This window comes from Nonomuraea sp. NPDC049152 (assembly GCF_040648355.1).
Classification (GTDB): Bacteria; Actinomycetota; Actinomycetes; order Streptosporangiales; family Streptosporangiaceae; genus Nonomuraea.
The window spans coordinates 25,541-45,238 of record NZ_JBEZDO010000006.1 but is presented as its reverse complement, the minus strand read 5'-3'; the positions used below and the strand labels follow the sequence as shown (position 1 = coordinate 45,238).

Annotated in this window: 15 protein-coding genes; 8 read left to right on the top strand and 7 right to left on the bottom strand. The window is 70.5% G+C overall.

The features are described 5' to 3' along the window. Positions 1-2: 2 nt before the first annotated feature. Positions 3-620, bottom strand: coding sequence for an amino acid-binding protein (locus AB0B45_RS13460; protein ID WP_358129534.1), 618 nt, complete (start codon positions 618-620; stop codon positions 3-5). Between the two features lie 184 nt (positions 621-804). Here AB0B45_RS13460 and AB0B45_RS13455 point away from each other — a divergent pair, with 184 nt between their 5' ends. Together AB0B45_RS13455 and AB0B45_RS13450 are read left to right on the top strand one after the other, a co-directional pair. Further along, positions 805-1,965 (top strand): thiolase family protein, encoded by a 1,161-nt coding sequence (locus AB0B45_RS13455; protein WP_358129532.1) that lies wholly within the window; start codon positions 805-807, stop codon positions 1,963-1,965. After that, a complete protein-coding gene (locus AB0B45_RS13450) occupies positions 1,962-2,612 on the top strand; it encodes an SDR family oxidoreductase (protein WP_358129529.1) in 651 nt (216 codons plus the stop codon). The genes AB0B45_RS13455 and AB0B45_RS13450 overlap by 4 nt, the downstream gene beginning before the upstream one ends. Positions 2,613-2,618: 6 nt before the next feature. Here the strand turns inward: AB0B45_RS13450 and AB0B45_RS13445 are convergent, their stop codons facing one another. The 5 genes from AB0B45_RS13445 to AB0B45_RS13425 are packed head-to-tail and all read right to left on the bottom strand — an operon-like array spanning position 2,619 to position 9,405. Then, entirely contained in the window at positions 2,619-3,860 is a 1,242-nt protein-coding gene (locus tag AB0B45_RS13445) for a right-handed parallel beta-helix repeat-containing protein (protein ID WP_358129528.1), read from the bottom strand. A 59-nt stretch (positions 3,861-3,919) separates the two neighbouring features. Then, positions 3,920-5,707 (bottom strand): glycoside hydrolase family 13 protein, encoded by a 1,788-nt coding sequence (locus tag AB0B45_RS13440; protein WP_358129526.1) that lies wholly within the window; start codon positions 5,705-5,707, stop codon positions 3,920-3,922. Between the two features lie 9 nt (positions 5,708-5,716). Continuing rightward, positions 5,717-6,556, bottom strand: a complete 840-nt coding sequence (locus AB0B45_RS13435) for an ABC transporter permease subunit (protein WP_358129524.1) — start codon at positions 6,554-6,556, stop codon at positions 5,717-5,719. Next, positions 6,553-8,121: an ABC transporter permease subunit gene (locus AB0B45_RS13430; protein WP_358129521.1), complete on the bottom strand. Its 1,569-nt coding sequence runs from the start codon at positions 8,119-8,121 to the stop codon at positions 6,553-6,555. Before AB0B45_RS13430 ends, AB0B45_RS13435 begins: the two co-directional genes overlap by 4 nt. Positions 8,122-8,124: 3 nt before the next feature. After that, positions 8,125-9,405, bottom strand: a complete 1,281-nt coding sequence (locus AB0B45_RS13425) for a maltose ABC transporter substrate-binding protein (RefSeq protein ID WP_358129519.1) — start codon at positions 9,403-9,405, stop codon at positions 8,125-8,127. 278 nt (positions 9,406-9,683) lie between these two features. Between AB0B45_RS13425 and AB0B45_RS13420 the strand changes: the two genes are divergently transcribed. From AB0B45_RS13420 to AB0B45_RS13410, 3 genes are all read left to right on the top strand, one after another. After that, the gene (locus AB0B45_RS13420) at positions 9,684-11,189 is read left to right on the top strand and encodes a glycoside hydrolase family 13 protein (RefSeq protein WP_358129516.1); all 1,506 of its coding nucleotides are present in this window, start codon (positions 9,684-9,686) and stop codon (positions 11,187-11,189) included. 92 nt (positions 11,190-11,281) lie between these two features. Then, a complete protein-coding gene (locus tag AB0B45_RS13415) occupies positions 11,282-12,418 on the top strand; it encodes an FAD-dependent oxidoreductase (protein WP_358129513.1) in 1,137 nt (378 codons plus the stop codon). A gap of 113 nt (positions 12,419-12,531) precedes the next feature. Then, positions 12,532-13,860 (top strand): HAMP domain-containing sensor histidine kinase, encoded by a 1,329-nt coding sequence (locus AB0B45_RS13410; protein WP_358130253.1) that lies wholly within the window; start codon positions 12,532-12,534, stop codon positions 13,858-13,860. A 29-nt stretch (positions 13,861-13,889) separates the two neighbouring features. Here AB0B45_RS13410 and AB0B45_RS13405 read toward each other — a convergent pair whose 3' ends face one another. Then, the gene (locus AB0B45_RS13405) at positions 13,890-15,221 is read right to left on the bottom strand and encodes a cation:dicarboxylase symporter family transporter (protein ID WP_358129510.1); all 1,332 of its coding nucleotides are present in this window, start codon (positions 15,219-15,221) and stop codon (positions 13,890-13,892) included. A 105-nt stretch (positions 15,222-15,326) separates the two neighbouring features. On the opposite strand from AB0B45_RS13405, the gene AB0B45_RS13400 reads away from it, so the two are divergent. The 3 genes from AB0B45_RS13400 to AB0B45_RS13390 all read left to right on the top strand — a co-directional run bounded on the left by AB0B45_RS13400 (position 15,327) and on the right by AB0B45_RS13390 (position 19,694). After that, positions 15,327-16,880 (top strand): sensor histidine kinase, encoded by a 1,554-nt coding sequence (locus AB0B45_RS13400; RefSeq protein WP_358129507.1) that lies wholly within the window; start codon positions 15,327-15,329, stop codon positions 16,878-16,880. Beyond that, entirely contained in the window at positions 16,877-17,551 is a 675-nt protein-coding gene (locus tag AB0B45_RS13395; RefSeq protein WP_358129504.1) for a response regulator, read from the top strand. Before AB0B45_RS13400 ends, AB0B45_RS13395 begins: the two co-directional genes overlap by 4 nt. Positions 17,552-17,633: 82 nt before the next feature. Then, complete coding sequence (locus AB0B45_RS13390) at positions 17,634-19,694, top strand: N-acetylneuraminate synthase family protein (protein WP_358129502.1); 2,061 nt, start codon at positions 17,634-17,636, stop codon at positions 19,692-19,694. Positions 19,695-19,698: the final 4 nt, after the last annotated feature.

The window sequence follows — 19,698 nt, the reverse complement described above, 5'->3', positions numbered from 1 at the left end:
GGTCAGTCGGCGACCGGCTCGAAGCGAGCGGCCACGCGAGAGACGACCTCGACGATGCGTGCGGCGCGGTCGAGTTCGGCCCGGTGGAAGGGCGGGCCCTCGGAGCGGGCGACGACGACGTGCATGGCCGTGCTGGCCACGGGGAGGACCATCAGGCGCTGTTCGCCTGTCACGTGGGAGGCGGCCCTGAGCGGCAGTTCCCCCAGCTCGAAGGCGGGGGGCGCGGCGGGGCTGGCGTGCCGTACGACGCCGTCGGCCATGGCGAGCGCCCATTCCCCTCCGCACAGCGAGGGCAGGGCGTCGACCATCGTGGCGAGCCCGCGCGCGGGCTCGGTCGCGACGTGCAGCAGGAGATCGTAGTCGGGTGCCGAGCCTGGGACCTCCCTGGTCGGCCACACGCCCTCTATCCGCATGCCGGGAACGGCCGACAGCTTCTCGCGCACTGACGCCGGGGTGGCGGTGCCTGGCCACGACACGGTGAAGTCGTCGACCGCTCGGCCCATCTCGCGTTCGAGGACGGTCACCTGGAGTATGTCGGCTCCAAGCGCGCCGAGCGCCTTGGCGATCTGACCCAGACCGCCTGGGCGGTCCGGCAATGAAACCCTGAGTCTCAGCAACATCGCATCTCCCCCTTTCGAAGGCTCAACACAGTGCCGCAGGGAGATTTCGCGCGCGTTTCCGGGCTATGTACAGAATGCTGCCCAATCACCCGTTTTGTCGACAGTTGGGCGATGGACGCCCCCGAGTGCGTTGGAAAATCAAATGGTAGAGTGCATCCAGTTTTCCAACTAACTAGGAGGCGCGATGCGTGACGCCGTGATCGTGCAGGCCGTACGGACGCCCATAGGCAAGGGCAGAGCCACCGGCGCGCTGGCGCACGTCCACCCTGTCGAGTTGCTGGCGCACACCCTGCGGGCGCTGGTCGAGCGCAGCGGTGTGGACCCCGCACTCGTGGACGACGTGATCGGCGGATGCGTCGACCAGGTCGGCGAGCAGGCGATGAACACCACTCGCTACGCGTGGCTGTCGGCGGGCTTTCCCGACGAGGTGCCCGCGGTCACCGTGGACAGGCAGTGCGGGTCCTCCCAGCAGGCGGTCCACTTCGCCGCCCAGGGCGTCATGTCGGGCGCCTACGACCTGGTCGTCGCGTGCGGCGTGGAGTCGATGAGCAGGGTGCCCATGTGGTCGAACGTGCCTCAGGGCACCGACCCCTTCGGTCCCGGCATCGCCGCGCGCTTCCCCGAGGGCCTGGTCCCGCAGGGGATCAGCGCCGAGCTGATCGCGGCCAAGTGGGGCCTGACCCGTGAGGCGATGGACGCCTTCTCCATGGACTCGCACCTCAAGGCGGCCGCCGCGGACTTCTCCGCCGAGATCGCCCCGATCGACGGCCACGACAGGGACGAGTCCGTACGGCCCGGCACGACGATGGAGGTGCTCGCCGGGCTCAAGCCCGCGTTCGCCGACCCCGGCTACGCCGAGCGCTTCCCGCAGATCAACTGGTCGGTCACGGCGGGCAACACCAGCCCGACCAACGACGGCGCGGCCGCCGTGCTGATCGCCAGCAGTGAGACGGCGGCGAGGCTCGGCCTGCGTCCGCTGGCCAGGCTGCACTCCTTCGCCGTGACGGGCTCCGACCCGCTGCTCATGCTCACGGGCATCATCCCCGCCACGGAGAAGGTGCTCAGGAAGGCGGGCCTGAGCCTGGCCGACATCGACCTGTTCGAGGTCAACGAGGCCTTCGCCAGCGTCGTGCTGGCCTGGCTGCAGGAGACCGGCGCCGACCCCGCGAAGGTCAACGTCAACGGCGGCGCCATCGCGCTGGGCCACCCACTCGGGGCCAGCGGCGCGCGCATCATGACCACCCTCGTCAACACCATGCGCCAGCGGGGCTCCCGCTACGCGCTGCAGACCATGTGCGAGGCCGGCGGCCTCGCCAACGCCACCATCCTGGAGCGGATCCAATGAAGATCGACGGCAGTGTCGCCCTGGTCACGGGCGCCAACCGCGGGCTCGGCGCGGCCTTCGCCCGCGCCCTCGTCGAGCGCGGAGCGAAGACCGTCTACGCGGGCGTCCGCGACCCCTCGACGGTGACCGACCCGGGGCTGGTCCCCGTACGGCTGGACGTCACCGACCCGGCCCAGGTCGCCGCGGCCGCCGAGCTGTGCGGCGACATCGACCTGCTGATCAACAACGCCGGGGTGCTCGGCACGCCCGAGCGGGAGATGGCGACGAACTACCTGGGCGTGATGGCGATGAGCCGCGCCTTCGCCCCCGTGCTGGCGCGCAACGGAGGCGGCGCGCTGGTCAACATGCTGTCGGTGCTGTCGTTCCTGACGTTTCCCCAGGTGGCCACCTATGCGGCGTCCAAGGCCGCCGCGTGGTCGCTGACGAACGCGCTGCGGATGGAGCTGCGGGAGCAGGGCACGCTGGTGGTCGGCGTCCACGCCGGCTACATCGACACCGACATGGCGGCAGGCGTGACGGTGCCCAAGCTGGCCCCCGCCGAGGTGGCCGCGCTGGCGTTGGACGGCCTCGAGGCCGGCCTGACCGAGGTGCTGGCCGACGAGCTGAGCAGGACGGCCAAGGCCGCACTCTCGCAGCCACCTTCCTGAGACGGCTCAGTGCTGGTAGGCCCCGGCGTCGGGTGCGGCGCCGAGGGCCTTGCCCGCGAAGTCCTTGGTGATGGCGGTGCCGCCGAACCACACGGGGCTCAGCACGGCGGCACGGCCCAGCGCGGGCGAGCCAGGGCGCAGGCGCAGGTCGGTCTTGGAGACGAAGCGCGGGTCGGCGATCACCGACTTGGGGCCGAGCGTGAACCGCTTCCTCCTGCCCTGGTAGACGCTGCCCGCGTCGTCCGCGCCCTTCCCATCCTCCCAGCCCATCTCGCCGCCGACCGCGATCACGTTGTTGCGCAGCTTGAGGATGTCGGGCGCGCACCCGTCGTGGCACGACCAGCCGATGGTCTTGGCCGCGGGCAGGGAGACGGAGTTGTGCACGGCGAGGGTCCCCTTCACGGGCCCGACGATGTGTCCCGAGCCGCGCGTCACCAGGAACGAGCCCAGCTTGCGGCTGGAGGTCACCACGTTGAAGGCGAACACGTTCCCCGTCGCCGTGCTGCCCTTCCGCGCGCCGAGCTCGGTGAAGGTGACGTTGTCGCGGGAGAGGTTGTGCGTGATCCTGTTGCGGTCGCCGTTGAAGATCTCGATGGCCGCCCCGTCGAAGCCGTAGTCCTTGCTGCTGGCGTAGCTACCGGTGATCGTGTTGCCGGTGATGAGGTTGTCGTCGCCGTTGACCAGGACGCCGAAGGCTCCGGAGTCGTTGTCGCCGCCGTCGTCGTTGACGCTCATCCGGTCGTTGCCGGTGAGCGTGCTGTTCCTGATCGTGTTGCGGCTGCCCTCGGGGGTGACGTGCACGCCCGCGATGTTGCGGTCGGCCGCCACGCCGGTGAGCTCGTTGCCGTCACCGCTGATCTCGAACCCGGCCCACTGGCAGTTGCTGGCCCTGATCCCCTCGACCTTCCAGTGGTCACCGGTGATCACGACGCAGGCCTGCTCCTGGCCGCTGAGCTTGGGGGCGGCGCCCGTGCCGTACGGCTGGAGCGTGATCGGCCTGGCCGCGGTCCCCTTGGCGGCGAGGGTCAGCGTCTCGCTCCAGCCACTGCCCCGCTTGAGGTTGACCGTGTCGCCGGGCTTGAGAGTGGCGGCGTTGAGCGGGGCCAGGCTCTTCCACGCCTTGGCGGCGCTGGTGCCCGCCGCCGCGTCGTCGCCCGCCTTGGAGTCGACGTAGTACGCCGTCCCCGCGATGTTGCTCTCCAGGTGTCCGGCGGGCAGCAACAACAGGGCCACGACCAGCGACTTCATCGGCGCACCACTCATCTGGTTGAAAGACGAACCTTAGGTAGGTGCATACCGTAGCGTGATCAGCCACGCACGGCGAGACGCCATACCTTGAAGGATGGCCCTTCTCCCGGTAGGACCAGAGAGTCAAGGTCGTCGGCGTCGTGGACGCCGCGTGCCGTGCCCTCCAGTGGCAGGGTGACCGGCTCGCCAGGCGCCCTGCGCGCGCACACCAGCAGCGACTCGACCGGGGTCTCCCTCAGGAACACCAGGCAGTCGGCGGAGACGTGCGCCCAGCGCAGCCCTCCCCTGCGCAGCGCGGGCTCGGCCCTGCGCAGGCCCAGCAGCGCGCGGTAGGCGGCGTGGGTCTCCTCGTCGCGGTCGGCGGGCCTGTTCCACGGCATCGGGGTGCGCGAGTACTCGCCGTTGTCGCCGGTGAGCCCGAACTCGCTGCCCGCGAACACCATCGGCGTGCCGGGCAGCGTGGCCTGCAGGCCGAGCGCGACCAGGTGCCGTTCGGGCGAGCCCGTGACGGTGCGGATGCGAGGCGAGTCGTGGGAGTCGAGCAGCTGCCAGGAGTGGACGAGCGAACGCCACGACATGTGCGCGGCGAACTCCCTGAAGGTGGCGACGGTCGCCGCGCCGTCACGGGTGGGCACGCCGCCCGGAACCCCGAGGAAGTGGGTCAGGCCGAGCGACTCGCCGCGCAGCCACGCCCACACCGGGCGGGTGAAGCCGCCGTAGTTCATGGTGCCGTGCCAGCCGTCGGCGTCCAGGTCGGCGGAGGCGTCGTGGTTGTGCTCGGCGATGAAGGCGGCGCCGCGCGGCCTGAGCAGCCTGGCGACCTCGTGGTTGTGGTCGTCGGCGCCACGCCTGCCCGTCATGTTCGCCACGTCGACGCGCCAGCCGTCCAGCGGTCCCAGCCACGTGGAGAGCACGGCGGCCATCCTGTCGCGGACGAGGTCGCTGCCCCAGTTGAGCTTGGGCAGCGTCTTCACGCCCCACCACGACTCGTACTCGCCGCTGTCGTCGTCGAAGTAGTACATCTCCCGCTCGGGCGCGTCGACGTCGGAGACGGCGGCGGTGAACCACTCGTGCGAGTCGCCCGTGTGGTTGGTGGTGATGTCGCCGAGCAGCCGCATCCCGCGCTCGTGCAGCGCGGCCGAAAGCCGCTCCAGCGCCTCGTCGCCGCCGAGCAGCGGGTCGACGGCGTCGAAGCGCGCCGCGTCGTAGCGGTGGTTGGAGCGGCCGGGGAAGATCGGCGTGAGATAGACGGTGTCGGCGCCGAGCGCCTGGATGTGGTCCAGGTGCTCGACGATGCCGTCGAGGTCGCCGCCGTAGAACTGCTCCTGGGTGCCTGGACCCTGCCCGATGACCTCGTCGGTGTCCCACTCGGCGGGCAGCGCCCACGCGGGGGGCTCGCCGCGCTCGCGCGAGCGGGCGAACCGGTCGGGGAAGATCTGGTAGACGATCGCGTCGGCCATCCAGGCGGGCGGCGCCTCGTGGGCGACGAGCCTGAAGTCGGTCGAGTCGGTCACGTCGTGACCGGTCAGGCCGCGCGCGGTCAGCCACCGCTGCCCGCCGGGCGACAGGAGCAGGAAGCGGTACGGCACGACGGGGTTGACGGCCGTGATCGTCGCCTTCCACCAGGTGTCGGCGGTGCCGTACCCGCCGAGGCCCTGCCTGGACGGGTCGGGCGCGGCGGCGCTGTAACGCGGCTCGCCGTCCTGGACGGTGCGGACGTGCACCGCCTCAAGCGGGAAGCCCGGGGGAACGCGCAGCCACACCGTCACCTCCTCCCCCAGTGCCGGGGCGAGAGTGGAGACATAGAGGGGCGAGCCGTCGTGGTGCGGCTGGTGGAGCAGGTGCACGGAGCGTCCTTAGCCCTTGACCGCGCCCGCGGTCAGTCCTGAAACGATGAACTTCTGCAGCCAGAGGAACACGCTGACGGTCGGGACGGCGGTGAGCAGCGTGGCCGCGGCGAACATGCCGAAGTTGGCGTTGCGCCCGTCGCCCGCGATCATGCCGTACATGCCCACGGCCAGCGTCTTGCTCTCGGGATCGCGCAGGAAGATGTTGGCCATCAGGAACTCGCTCATCGTGCCGATGAAGGCCAGCAGCGCGGTGACGGCGAGGATGGGTGTGACCAGCGGCAGGATGATCTTCCAGAAGACCTGCGCGTGGGTGGCGCCGTCGACCGTGGCCGACTCGTCGAGCTCCTTCGGGATGGTGTCGAGGAAGCCCTTCATCAGCCAGGTGTTCACGCCGAGCGCGCCACCCAGGTAGAGCAGCAGGATGCCCCACGTGGTGTTGAAGCCGAACGCCGGGTACAGCTCGGTGACCCTGGTGAAGATCATGAAGATCGTCACGATGGCCAGGAACTGCGGGAACATCTGGATCAGCAGCAGCGCGAGCAGGCCGACCCTGCGTCCGGCGAAACGCATGCGGCTGAAGGCGTAGGCGGCGAACATCGACAGCAGCAGGCTCGCCGAGGAGGCCGCGAGCGCGATGAACACCGAGTTGATGAACCAGCGGCCGAAGGGGTAGATGTCGGAGCCGAACAACTTGACGAAGTTGTCGAGCCCCGCGCCGTTCGGCAGCAGGTCGGAGGAGGCGAGCGTGCCCAGCGGGTTGATCGCCGCCGAGACCACGAACAGGATGGGGAACAGCGCGAACGCGCACACCAGCAGCACGTAGGCGTGCCGCAGGGCCAATTTCATGCGTACACATCCTCCTGCTTGCGGGTCCGCCTGAACGTGATCGCCGAGATGGTGGCGACGATGGCGAAGATGAACACCGACATGGTGGCCGCCAGGCCGAACTGCGCCGATCCCGTGCCGAACGCGAGCCTGACCGTGTAGCTGATCAGCAGGTCGGTGCCGCCCACCGTTGGGCTGTCGGCGGGGAAGGGCCCGCCGTCGGTGGTGAGCGCGATCGCGTTGTAGTTGTTGAAGTTGAAGGCGAAGGAGGAGATCAGCAGCGGGCTGAGCGCCACCAGCAGCAGCGGCAGCGTCACCTTGCGGAAGGCGTAGGACGGCGGCGCGCCGTCGATGGAGGCCGCCTCGGTCAGCTCGCGCGGGATCGCCTGCAGCGCGCCGGTGGTGACCAGGAACATGTAGGGGAAGCCCAGCCACAGGTTGACCAGGATGACGGCGACCTTGGCCGACACCATGCCGCCCATCCAGTCGACGTCGAGCCCGAACAGGTTGTTGATGAGGCCGAAGTCGCGGTTGAACATGTCGCGCCAGACCAGCAGCATCGCGAAGGCGGGCATGGCGTAGGGCAGGATCAGCACGATCCGGTAGATCTTGGTGCCGCGCATCCTGGGATGGTGCAGCGCCAGTGCCACGGACATGCCGAGCGCGAAGGTGGCCAGCACCGACAGCAGCGCGAAGGCCACGTTCCAGGTGAACATGCCGAGGAAGTGGGCCGAGAGCGTCGGGTCGGTGACGACGCGGGCGAAGTTGGCCAAGCCGACGTTGACCTGCCAGCCCTGGGCGAGGTGCTCGCCCTTGGCGTTGACGAAGTAGCCCTGCGACTCGTCGGCCTTCCAGGTGTCGCCGTTGCCGTTGACGCAGTCGCAGGCGGCGTCGTAGGCCAGCGCCGCCCTGCCCTCGACCGCCCTGCTCAGGCCGTTGGCCTTGATCAGCCCGCCCTGCGTGGGCACGGCCAGCTCGGCGATCTGCTTCGCGCGGGCGGCGGCCTCCTGCGTCTTGAGCACGGTGTAGCCGGGCGCCTCGAGGACCTTGCCCGTCACGCCGAGCTTGGCGCCCTGGACGGGGGCTAGCCCGTCGGCCGTGCCCGCCTGTACCTGCTTGGTCTTGGGGTCGACCAGCAGGAAGACAAGCGCGTCGTCCTTGAGGGCGGCGCTCAGGCCGTACTCGGGCGAGCCTGGCGCCTGCCGTACGGAACCCGTCTCGATCGCGGTGATCGCGGCCGCCTTGTCGCCGCGGTGGCCGTCGCCGAAGTTGGTGAACGAGGTGCTCACGGTGTAGAGCACGGGGAAGACCTGGAAGGCGATCAGGAAGAGCGTGCCGGGGACCAGGTACTTGGCCGGCACGAAGCGGCGGGTCAGGTAGAGGTAGCCGATGACCGCGCTGGCCAGGCCGAGCAGGGTCAGCGAGACCCACGACTCGGCCGCGACCAGCGGCGGCACGGCGTAGAGGAGGATCGCGGCGGCCACGGCCAGCACGGCGATCCTGCTCACCACGAACGCGGTCGTCAGCTCGCGACGGGGCCGCGGAGTGGACCTGACCTCCGCGGCCTCACGCACGTCCAGGGACATCGGCTAGTTCTTCAGCGAGCCGTCGATGGTCTTCTGCGCCGACTCCGCGGCCTTGACCGGGTCGCTGCCCTTGACGACGGCGGCCTCGGCGATGCCGAACGGCTCCCAGATGGCCGACATCTCGGGGATGGCGGGCATGGGGATGCCACCGCTGCCGGCCTCGAGGAACTTGCCCGCGTCGGGGTCGTTCGCCTTCACGGCCTCCAGGGCGGCGGTCAGGGCCGGCGGCCGCGGGTCGGCGTCGTACAGGGCCTTGGCGACGTCGGCGTTGGTCACGTAGTTGGTGACGAACTCCTGGGCGAGGGTCTTGCTGGCGCCCTTGGAGGCGACGAAGAAGGACTGCACGCCCACGAACGGCGTGGCGGGCTTGCCGTCCTTGAAGCCGGGGACGGCGCTGATGTCGTAGGCGACGCCGCTCTTCTTGACGTCGGCCATGGCCCACGGACCGGAGACGAGGAAGGCGCACTTGCCGCCCGCGAACGACGGGATGCTGTTCTCGTTGGTGAGCGAGGTCTTCAGCGCCGCGTCGCCCTTCTCGCCGAGCTTGGCGAGCTTCTCGAAGGCGGCCTGCGACTCCTTGGAGCCGACCAGCACCTGCTTGGGGTCGGGGTCGCCGCCGGAGGTGGTGCCGAAGATGGCGCCGCCCGCGGAGGAGAAGAGCGGGTAGACGTGGTAGGCGTCGCCCTTGGCGGTGACGGGCAGGCAGAGCACCTCGTCGACCTTGCCGGCCTTCTTCAGCTCCTTGCCCTTGGCGATCACGTCGTCGAAGGTGGCGGGGGCGTCGGGGGCGAGCTTGGTGTTGCGGATCAGCGCGACGTTCTCCACGGCGTACGGCGCGCCGTACACCTGGCCGTTGAAGGTGACGGCCTTGAGCGCGATCGGCGAGAAGCTCGCCTTCTGCTCCTCGGTCAGGTTGACGGGCTCGATGGCGCCGTTCTGCACCAGGTTGCCGATCCAGTCGTGCGCGCCGATCATGACGTCGGGGCCGCTGCCCTGCTGGGAGGCGGTGAGGAAGGTCTGCTGGTTGTCCTTGCTGATCTCCTTCACCTCCACCGTGACACCGTTCTCCTTGCCGAACTGGTCGGCGAAGGGCTTGAGCGCCTTGGTGCGGTTGGGGTCGGCCCAGATCACGAGCTTGCCGCTGCCCTTGTCGGCGGTCGCCGAGGCCGTGGCCGAGGTCGCCGAACTCGGCGCCGCAGACGGCGCGGGCTCTGAGCCGCCGCACGCCGCGGCGCCGAACGCCACAGTCGTCAGCGCGGCCACACCCAGTGCTCGGATGCGCATGGGACCCTCCTGAGGTCAAGCGGCGCATGTGGGGGAGCGCCGCTGAAAGATCCTGAAACAGCCGCCTTTGCGGCTTATGTTTCGGGGACGTTAGCGAGTCTTTGCAAGAATTGGAAGAACTTGCGTAAGAGAGTTACCTCACCGCTACCTGCCACGAAGCGGCATATGGGGGACGTCCAAGACGATCGACGCTCTTGCAACTTTCCGAAACTTGCGCTTGACCATCTTCACGCGGGATCCTCTTTCCGACATCGTGGACATCGGGGAAGGACGGCTCCATGCTCGGCAACGACGACTGGTGGCGCGACGCTGTCGTGTACCAGGTGTACCCCCGCAGCTTCGCCGACGGCAACGGGGACGGGACAGGCGATCTGATCGGGCTTCGCGAGCGCCTGGGATACCTGTCGGAGCTCGGCGTGGACGCCATCTGGCTGAGCCCCTTCTACACCTCGCCGCTCAACGACGGCGGCTACGACGTGGCCGACTACCGTGACGTCGACCCGCGCTTCGGCACACTCGCCGACTTCGACGCGATGATCGCCGACGCTCACGCGCGGGGCATCAGGGTGCTCGTGGACATCGTGCCGAACCACACCTCCTCGGAGCACCCGTGGTTCAAGGCGGGGCTGCGCGACCGCTACATCTTCCGCGACGAGCCGAACGACTGGGAGTCGATCTTCGGCGGGCCCGCGTGGACGCAGGTCGAGGACGGTCAGTGGTACCTGCACCTGTTCGACCCCACCCAGCCTGACCTCAACTGGGAGCACCCCGCCGTCCGCGAGGAGTTCCGCGACGTGCTGCGCTTCTGGCTGGACAGGGGCGTCGACGGGTTCAGGATCGACGTGGCCCACGGCATGGTCAAGGCGGAGGGGCTGCCGTCGGTGGGGCACAAGGACGGGCGCCAGGCCGAGATGCTGGGCGACGAGAGCGTGCCGTACTTCGACCAGGACGGCGTGCACGAGATCTACCGCGAGTGGCGGCCCATCCTCGACTCCTACCCGGGCGGCCGGATGGCGGTCGCCGAGGCATGGGTCTCCTCCCCCGCCAGGCTGGCCCGCTACATCGGCCCCGACGAGCTGCACCAGGCGTTCAACTTCGAGTTCATGATGGCCGCCTACGGCGCCAAGTCCTTCCGCGACGTCATCGACAAGGCGCTGGCCGAGGCGGAGCTGGTTGGCGCGCCGACGACGTGGGTGCTGTCCAACCACGACAAGCCGCGCCACGTGACCAGGCACGGCGGCCTGGCCCGCGCCCGCGCCGCCACCCAGCTGATGCTGTCGCTGCCGGGCTCGGCCTATCTCTACAACGGCGAGGAGCTCGGCCTGCCCGAGGTGCTCGACCTGCCCGACGAGCTCAAGGAGGACCCGGCCTTCCTGCGCACGGGCGAGAGCCGCGACGGGTGCAGGGTGCCGCTGCCGTGGACCGCCTCCGACGGGTACGGCTGGCGGCGGCCGTGGCTGCCGATCCCCTCCACCTGGGGGCCGCTGAGCCGCGAGGCGCAGGAAGGCGACCCCGATTCGACGCTCGCCTTCTACAGGACCGCGCTGCGGCTGCGCAAGGAACACCCCGCGCTCGGCGGCGGCGAGCTGACCTGGATCGACTCGCCGAAGGACGTGCTGGCCTTCCGGCGCGAGCCCGGGCTGCTCGTGCTGGTCAACTTCGGCGAGGTCCCCGTCCCCGTGACGGGCCGGGTGCTGCTGTCGAGCGGTCCGCTGGCCGCCGACGGCTCGGTGCCCTCGGACACCGCGGTCTGGGTCGCCACGCAGGAGAGCCCGCTCGGCTGAGCCGGGCCCCACGCGGACCCGAGCCTCATGACTGAGCGATACTGCCGATCGGGTCAGGCGGGTGACGGTTTCGCGAAGGAGGACGCGCGGGCGTGGAGACGCATGACGTCGTCGTGATCGGGGCCGGCGCGATGGGCTCGGCGGCCAGCCGTGCCCTGGCCGCCGCGGGCCGCCAGGTCGTGACGCTGGAGAAGTACGAGCTCGGCCACGACCGCGGCGGCTCGCACGGCGGGACGAGGCTGTTCAGGCTCGCCGTCGACGACGAGGACTACCTGCTCGGGGCGCGGCGGGCCGGGCGGCTGTGGGCCGAGCTCGAGGACGAGTCCGGTCAGCGGCTGCTCGAACTCACCGGCGGCCTCGACCATGGCGTCGACGAGCGGACCGTCGAGGCGTTCGGCTCCCTGTTCTCCCGCCATGGCCTGGCCCACCAGGTGCTCGACCCGGGCGAGGCCGCCGAGCGGTGGCCCGGCATGCGCTTCGAGACCCGCGTGCTGTACCAGCCGGGGTCGGGGCGGCTGCTCGCCGACCGCGCCGTCGCGGTGATCCAGCGGCTGGCCCGCGACCGCGGCGCCGAGTTCCGCCCCCGCTGCCCGGCGACGTCGCTGCGGGTCGTCAGGTACGGCGACGGCGTCGCCGACGGACTGGTGGAGCTGGACACGCCGGACGGCGCCGTGCGCGCCCGACAGGTCGTCGTCACGGCGGGACCGTGGGCGCCCAAGCTGCTCGGCGGACACGTCGAGCTGCCGGACATCGTGGCGACCCAGGAACAGCCCAGGTTCTTCGCCCCGCACCGAGGCGGCGATCCGTGGCCGAGCTTCGTGCACTGGCGGCAGGGCCGTGACCGGCTCTCGGCGGCCGGGGCGTACGGGCTGTTCGAGGAGGGCTCCGGCGTCAAGGTCGGGCTCCACGGCACCGGCCCCGTCGTCGATCCCGACCGTCGCGACTTCGCGCCCGAGGCGCGGGCCGACGAGGCGTTGCTGGCCTACGTCAGGGACTGGTTCCCCGGGCTGGACGCCGACGACTCGGTGCCGATCAGCTGTCTGTACGACAACACGGCACGCGACACGTTCGTGATCGACCGGCGGGGGCCGGTCAGCGTCGCCACGGGCTTCTGCGGACAGGGCTTCAAGTTCGTCCCGCTCGTCGCGCGCTATCTCACCGACCTCGTCACGGGTGAGGGATCGGTCCCTGACTCCTACGGACTGGCGGCCCACGCCCTCCGGATCTGATCGCCGGGGCGGGTGCCGTCCGCGTCGGCGCAGCCGTAAAGGATGACCTAATCTTTCCCTCTTTGCGGCATTTGGGAAAGTGGTCGCTCGTTAACCTCGTGGGCGTGTCACGCATGTGGGCGAGCTCCCTCCGCGGACGGGTCACGCTCATCGCTGTGGCCGTCGCGGTGTTCGTTCTGGTTCCCGCCGGGACCGGGGGGGTCGCCGTGACGCGGTCCGCCGTGACCGCGGGGGCGTGGAAGGACACCAGGGACGCCGCCGCCGCCGTCACCGCCTCGCTTCGCGAAGGACACCTGGTCACCGGCACGATCCCCGTCACCATCGACCAGGTGGACCTGCTGCAGGTCGTCACCAGGGGAGGCAGGGTGGTGGCCAGCAGCAGCGCGGCCGCGCACCTGCCTCCGCTTGCGAACGTCATGCCGCCGCCCGGCAGGCGCGCCTTCAACCTGGCCACCTGCGGAGCGGCGGGCTGCGTGCACCTGACCGCGATCAGGCTTTCGATGGCCCCCGACTCCGTGGTGGTCTACGCGGCGCAGCCGACGCCCAGCCTGCTGACCACCCGCACGCTCGAGATCGCCATCGCCGCCCAGGTGGCCCTGGTCATAGCGCTCGTGGGCTGGGTGACGTGGCTCGTCGCCGGTCGCACGCTGCGCCCCGTGGCCACGATTCTCACCGAGCTGGACGCGGTCAACGCCACCGACCTCAGCAGGCGGGTGACCGTACCGCCTGGCGAGCACGAGGTGGCGCAGCTGGCCAGGTCGATCAACAGTACGCTCGACCGGCTCGAACGCTCCGCCGAGCAGCAGCGGCAGTTCGCCTCCGACGCCTCGCACGAGCTGCGCACCCCGATCGCGGGGCTGCGCGCGCAGTTGGAGAGTGCCCAGCTCTACCCCGACGACACCAGCCTGGAGACGCTGGTGGACAGCGCCCTGCACGACACCGACAGGCTCGAAGCGATCATGACGGACCTGCTGCTCCTGGCCAGGATCGGCTCGCGGGTGGACGTGGTCAAGGAGCGGATCGACCTGCCTGAGCTGGTGCGCGAGGAGTTGGCCGGCCGCGTGGACAAGATTCCCGTCCGGCTCGAGATGACCGAGGGCCTCGTGGTCGAGGGCGTCCTGACACAGCTGCGCCGCGCGCTGACCAACCTGCTGGACAACGCCCAGCGCCATGCCGAGAGCTCGGTGGCCGTGTCGGTCCACAAGGTCGACGGCTACGCCGTGCTCGCCGTGCAGGACGACGGGGCGGGGATCTCGCCCGCCGAGCGGGAGCGGGTCTTCGAGCGCTTCACCAGGCTGGACGCCGCCCGCAGCAGGGACGCGGGCGGTACCGGTCTCGGCCTGGCGATAGTGCGTGACGTGGCGGTGGCGCACCGCGGGGACATCAAGGTGGACGACAGTCCCCGCGGGGCGCGCTTCGTGCTGAGGCTGCCCCTGGCATGAAGGGCGCCCGCACTGTCGGAAGGGGCCGGTCAGACGGCCGTCATCTCGCGTTCGTCGGCGGGCGGCTGCTCCTCGTCCTGCTTTTCGTCCAGCAGCGTCGCCTCGTCGAAGGGCACGTGACCGGCGAGGACCTCGACGGCACGCTCCCTGTCGAACTCGCCGGTCCAGGTGCCGATCAGCACGGTCGCCACGGCGTTGCCCGCGAAGTTGGTCAGCGCCCTGGCCTCCGACATGAAGCGGTCGATGCCGACGATGAGGCCGACGCCGTCCACCAGGTCGGGCCGGTGGGACTGCAGGCCGCCCGCGAGCGTGGCCAGGCCCGCGCCCGTCACGCCGGCCGCGCCCTTGGACGCGATGATCATGAAGACCAGCAGCGAGATCTGCTCGCTGATGGCCAGCGGCGCGCCGGTGGCCGAGGCGACGAAGAGCGTGGCCATGGTCAGGTAGATCGCGGTGCCGTCCAGGTTGAAGGAGTAGCCGGTCGGCACGGTGATGCCGACCACGGGGCGGGAGACGCCGAGGTGCTCCATCTTGGCGATGAGCCTGGGCAGCGCGGACTCGGACGACGACGTCGACAGGATGAGCAGGAACTCCCTGCCCAGGTAGCGCAGCAGCGACCACAGCTTGATCCTGGCGACCGCCCACAGCAACGGGCCGAGGACGAGGCCGACGAACAGCGCGCAGGTGGCGTAGAAGCCGATCATGATGACCGCGAGCGACTCCAGCGCCTTCACCCCGGTGGAGCCGACGACCGCGGCGATCGCGCCGAACGCCCCCACCGGCGCCGCCCACATGATCATGGCGAGGACGCGGAACACGAGCCGCTGGATGTGCTCGATGCCCTTGAGGATGGGCGCACCCTTGCCGCCCATGGCCTGCAGCGCGAAGCCGACCAACAGCGCGACGAGCAGTGTCTGGAGCACCTGACCCTCGGTGAAGGCCGACACCAGGGTGGTCGGGATGATGCCGAGCAGGAAGTCGACCGTGCTCGACTCCCCGCCCTTGGCCGCCTCCGCCTCCGCGGCCTGCTTGGCGGCGTCGGTCAGCTGCAGTCCGGCACCGGGGTCGAGGAGGTTGCCGACGACCAGCCCGATGCCGAGCGCGGCCGTGGACATGAGCAGGAAGTAGCCGAGCGCGAGCCCGCCCACCTTGCCCACCTTGGCGGCCTGGCTCACCGAGCCGACGCCGAGCACGATCGTGCAGAAGATGATGGGGCTGATCATCATTTTGATCAGCGCGACGAAGGCGGTGCCGAGAGGCTTGAGCTCCTTGCCGACCTCCGGCGCGACGAAGCCGACGATGATGCCGGCGACCACGGCGAGGATCACCGCCAGGTACAGGTACCGCGTGCGGTCACGCATGGGGCAACTCCTTGAACGCTTGTCTGCTGGTTGTGCGAATATGCGCCCAGGAGTGACACAGGTCACTATTGCGTAAGTTTCGTTCACCGGAGAGAGGAGGCGTCGGTGCGGAACTGGAGTCTGGCCAGGCAGATGCTGGTCCTCCAACTGGCGGTCGTGGTGGTGACGCTGACGGGCGCGGTGGCGCTGACGCTGATCCAGACCGGCGAACTGCTCACCGAGGAGGCCGGAGGCAGGGCGCGGGCCGTCGCCGTGAGCGTGGCCAACTCACCCGACGTGCTGTCGGCGCTGGGCGACGCCGCTCCTTCCGTACGGCTGCAGCCGTACGCCGAGCGGGTGCGCACCGCCACGGGCGTGGACTTCGTCACGATCATGGACACCCGTGGCCGCCGGTACACCCATCCCAACCCCGGGCTGATCGGTGGGCTGTTCCTCGGCCACATCGACCGCGCCCTGCGGGGCGAGACGTTCACCGAGACTTACACCGGCACGCTCGGGCCCTCGATGCGGGCGGTCACGCCGGTGAAGGGCGCGACCGGCACCGTGAAGGCGCTGGTCAGCGCCGGGATCACGGTCGAGCGGATCGACGCGAGGCTGCGCGAGCAGATCTCGTGGGCGGGCCTCGCGGGCGCCCTCGGGCTCGGGGTCGCCGCGGGCGGCACGTGGCTGGTCGGCGACCGCCTGCGCCGCCAGACGCACGGGCTCGGGCCCGTCGAGCTGGGGCGCATCCACGAGCACCACGACGCGATCCTGCACGCGGTGCGGGAGGGGTTGCTGCTCGTGGCCAAGGACGGCACGCTCACGCTGTGCAACGACGGCGCCCGGACGCTGCTGGGCCTGCCGCCCGACGCCGAGGGCCGCCACGTCACCGACCTCGACATCGCCGACCTCGTCGCCCCACTCCCGCCCGCACTCCCCCAGGAGCCGGAACCGGCGTCCGGGCCAGGAGCCTCCGACCCGCGGGAGGCGGCGCTGGAGGGCAGGGTGCACCTCGTCGGCGAGCGCATGCTCGTCGTCAACGTCGCCTCCAGCAGACTCGGCACCGTCGTCACCCTCCGTGACCGCACCGAGCTCCAAGCCCTCACCGGCCAGCTCGACGCCGAACGCGGCTTCGCCGACTCGCTGCGGGCCGCCGCCCACGAGTCCGCCAACCGCCTGCACACCGTCATCACGCTGGTCGAACTGGGCAGGACCGAGCAGGCCGTCGCCTTCGGCACCGCCGAGCTCAAAGCCGCCCAGGAGCTCACCGACAGGGTGGTCGGCGCGGTGCGCGAGCCCGTGCTCGCCGCCCTCCTGCTCGGCAAGTCGGCCGAGGCCGCCGAGCGGGGCGCCGAGCTGGTCATCACCCCCGACAGCGAGCTGGACGACCTGGGCCTCGACCCCCGTCAGGTGGTGACGATCGTGGGCAACCTCATCGACAACGCGATCGACGCGGCCGGCAGGGTGGAGGTGCACCTGCACGCCGACCGGGAGAGCTTCGTCATCAGGGTGGCGGACGACGGCCCCGGCCTCGCCGACACCGCCGCGTTCACGAAGGGCTGGACGTCCAAGGGCGACGGCCGCGGGCTCGGCCTCGCCCTCGTCGGGCAGGCGGTGCGGCAGCTCGGCGGCACGATCGAGGTGGCGGGCTCCACCTTCACGGTGAAGGTGCCCCTATGACGGGCGCGACGATCACGGTGCTGATCGTCGAGGACGAGGAGATCACCGCCGAGGCCAACCGCGTCTACGTGGAGCGGGTGCCCGGCTTCACTGTGGCGGGCGTGGCCAGGTCGGGCCGGGAGGCGCTGCGCTTCCTGAGGACCACGCCCGTCGACCTGATCCTGCTCGACTTCTACCTGCCGGACATGCACGGGCTGGAGGTGTGCAGGGCGGTCAGGGCCGCGGGCCTGTCCTGCGACGTGATCGCGGTGACCTCGGCCCGCGACCTGGCGGTGGTGCGCAGCGCGGTGTCGCTCGGCGTCGCGCAGTACCTGCTCAAGCCGTTCACCTTCGCGACCCTGAGGGAGAAACTGACGCGTTACGCGGAGTTCAGAGCCGGCGAGGGCGAGGTGACGGGGCAGGGCGACGTCGACAGGGCCCTCGCCACGCTCAGGGGAGGGCCCTCGGGGCTGCCCAAGGGGATGACGCAGGACACCCTGGACGCGGTGGCGGCCGAGCTGCGCAAGGCGGCCAAGAGCGCGCAGGCCGTGGGCGCCGCGATCGGCGTCTCGCGGGTGACCGCGCGACGGTACCTGGAACACCTGGTGGAGACGGGCGCGGCCGACAGGGTCCCGCAGTACGGCGGGGTGGGCAGACCGGAGCTTCTCTACCGGATCCGCACGCAACGTTAAGGGGGAGTTCAGCTCCGATCCCCGGCACGGTCGGATGACGTGGCTAGCTTCCTTGGCACCCCAAGCAATTCAAGGAGCCACGTTGCGAGTCCTCGCCGTCATTCCCGCCCGCGGAGGTTCGGCGGGCATTCCCCTGAAGAACCTCGCCCAGGTGGGCGGCGTCCCGCTGGTGACGCGCGCCGTCAAGGCCGCGCTGCGCGCCGAGCTGGTCGACCAGGTGGTGGTCAGCACCGACCACGAGGGGATCGCGAAGGCCGCCCGCGAGGCGGGCGCCACGGTCGTCGAGCGGCCCACCGAGCTGAGCGGCGCGAGCGCCTCCAGCGAGTCGGCGGTGCTGCACGCGCTCGACACGCTGGGCGGCGACCCGGAGATCGTCGTGCTCGTGCAGTGCACGAGCGCGTTCATCGACCCCTCCGACCTGTCGGAGGCGGTCCGCAAGGTGCTGGACGGCGAGGCCGACGCGGTGCTGTCGGGCGCGCCGAACCACGCCTTCCTCTGGACGCCCGAGGGCGCGGGGATCAACCACGACCGCTCGACGCGGCAGATGCGCCAGGACAGGCCCGCCGAGTTCCGCGAGACCGGCGCCTTCTACGTCATGCGCACGGCCGGCCTGCGCGAGCACGGCCACCGCTTCTTCGGCGAGGTCACCGTCCAGCCGGTGCCGACCCGCCACGCGATCGAGATCGACGACCCCGAGGACCTGGAGATCGTCAGGGCGCTCGCGCCGCTCGTCGACCTGCCGGAGCCGATCGACGTCGACGCGGTCATCACCGACTTCGACGGCGTGCACACCGACGACCGCGCCTACGTCGACTCCGAGGGACGCGAGATGGTCCTGGTGAGCCGCGCCGACGGCATGGGCATCTCGCTGCTGCGCCGTTCGGGCGTGAAGCTGCTGGTGATGTCCACCGAACAGAACCCGGTCGTCGCCGCCCGCGCCCGCAAGCTGGGCGTGCCCGTCCTGCAGGGGCTGGCCGAGAAGCGGACCGTGCTGCGCGACTGGCTGACGATCGAGGGCCTCGACCCCGCCCGCGTCGCCTACGTGGGCAACGACGTCAACGACCTGGGCCCGATGTCGCTGGTCGGCTGGCCGATCACGGTGCCCGACGCGCACCCGAGCGTGCGGGCGGCGGCGCGGGTCGTGCTGACCAGGGCCGGCGGCGACGGCGCCGTCAGGGAGCTGTGCGAGCGGGTGCTCGCGGCCAGGCCCGAGGTGCGGGAGCCGGCCGCCCCCGCCCCCCTGACCAAGGCGTCGCTGCGGGTCGGCCGGCCGAAGCCGGTGGCCGTCGGCGACCTGCTGGTCGGCGACGGCGAGCCGGTCTACGTGATCGGCGAGATCGGCATCAACCACAACGGCGACATCGACATCGCCCGCAGGCTCATCGACGTGGCGGCGGACGCGGGCTGCCAGGCGGTGAAGTTCCAGAAGCGCACGCCCGAGATCTGCGTGCCGGTCGAGCAGCGCTCGCAGATCAGGCAGACGCCGTGGGGCGAGATGACCTACCTGGAGTACAAGGAGCGCACCGAGTTCGGTCGCGAGGAGTACACCCAGATCGCCAAGTACTGCGACGAGCGTGGCCTGCACTGGTTCGCCTCGCCGTGGGACGTGCCCTCGGTGGAGTTCCTCGAGGAGATGGACGTCCTCGTCCACAAGATCGCCTCGGCCAGCGTCGCCGACCACGAGCTGCTGCGCGCCCTGGCCGCGACCGGCAAGCCGCTGATCCTTTCGACCGGCATGTCCACGCTTCAGGAGATCGACCAGGCGGTCGAGATCCTCGGCACCGACAAGCTGATCATGATGCACGCCACCTCCACCTACCCGCTGCCTCCCGAGGAGGCCAACCTGCGCACGATCACCACGCTCAAGGAGCGGTACGGCGTGCCCGTCGGCTACTCGGGTCACGAGCGCGGCCTGCAGGTCTCGCTGGCGGCGGTCACCCTGGGCGCGGTCACCGTCGAGCGGCACATCACGCTCGACCGCACCATGTGGGGCTCCGACCACGCCGCCTCGCTGGAGCCCGCCGGCCTCGAGCACCTGGTACGTGACATCAGGATCATCGAGCAGGCCATGGGCGACGGCGTCAAGCGCGTCTTCCCCGGTGAGGAGGCGCCGAAGGCCAGGCTCCGCAGGGTCACGGTGTAACGAC

Coding starts and splice junctions, on each gene's coding strand:
- AB0B45_RS13410 (WP_358130253.1), top strand. CDS start 12,532: ATGTGGGCGAGCTCCCTCCGCGGACGGGTCACGCTCATCGCTGTGGCC.
- AB0B45_RS13395 (WP_358129504.1), top strand. CDS start 16,877: ATGACGGGCGCGACGATCACGGTGCTGATCGTCGAGGACGAGGAGATC.
- AB0B45_RS13430 (WP_358129521.1), bottom strand. CDS start 8,121: ATGTCCCTGGACGTGCGTGAGGCCGCGGAGGTCAGGTCCACTCCGCGG.
- AB0B45_RS13450 (WP_358129529.1), top strand. CDS start 1,962: ATGAAGATCGACGGCAGTGTCGCCCTGGTCACGGGCGCCAACCGCGGG.
- AB0B45_RS13455 (WP_358129532.1), top strand. CDS start 805: ATGCGTGACGCCGTGATCGTGCAGGCCGTACGGACGCCCATAGGCAAG.
- AB0B45_RS13420 (WP_358129516.1), top strand. CDS start 9,684: ATGCTCGGCAACGACGACTGGTGGCGCGACGCTGTCGTGTACCAGGTG.
- AB0B45_RS13405 (WP_358129510.1), bottom strand. CDS start 15,221: ATGCGTGACCGCACGCGGTACCTGTACCTGGCGGTGATCCTCGCCGTG.
- AB0B45_RS13435 (WP_358129524.1), bottom strand. CDS start 6,556: ATGAAATTGGCCCTGCGGCACGCCTACGTGCTGCTGGTGTGCGCGTTC.
- AB0B45_RS13460 (WP_358129534.1), bottom strand. CDS start 620: ATGTTGCTGAGACTCAGGGTTTCATTGCCGGACCGCCCAGGCGGTCTG.
- AB0B45_RS13425 (WP_358129519.1), bottom strand. CDS start 9,405: ATGCGCATCCGAGCACTGGGTGTGGCCGCGCTGACGACTGTGGCGTTC.
- AB0B45_RS13445 (WP_358129528.1), bottom strand. CDS start 3,860: ATGAAGTCGCTGGTCGTGGCCCTGTTGTTGCTGCCCGCCGGACACCTG.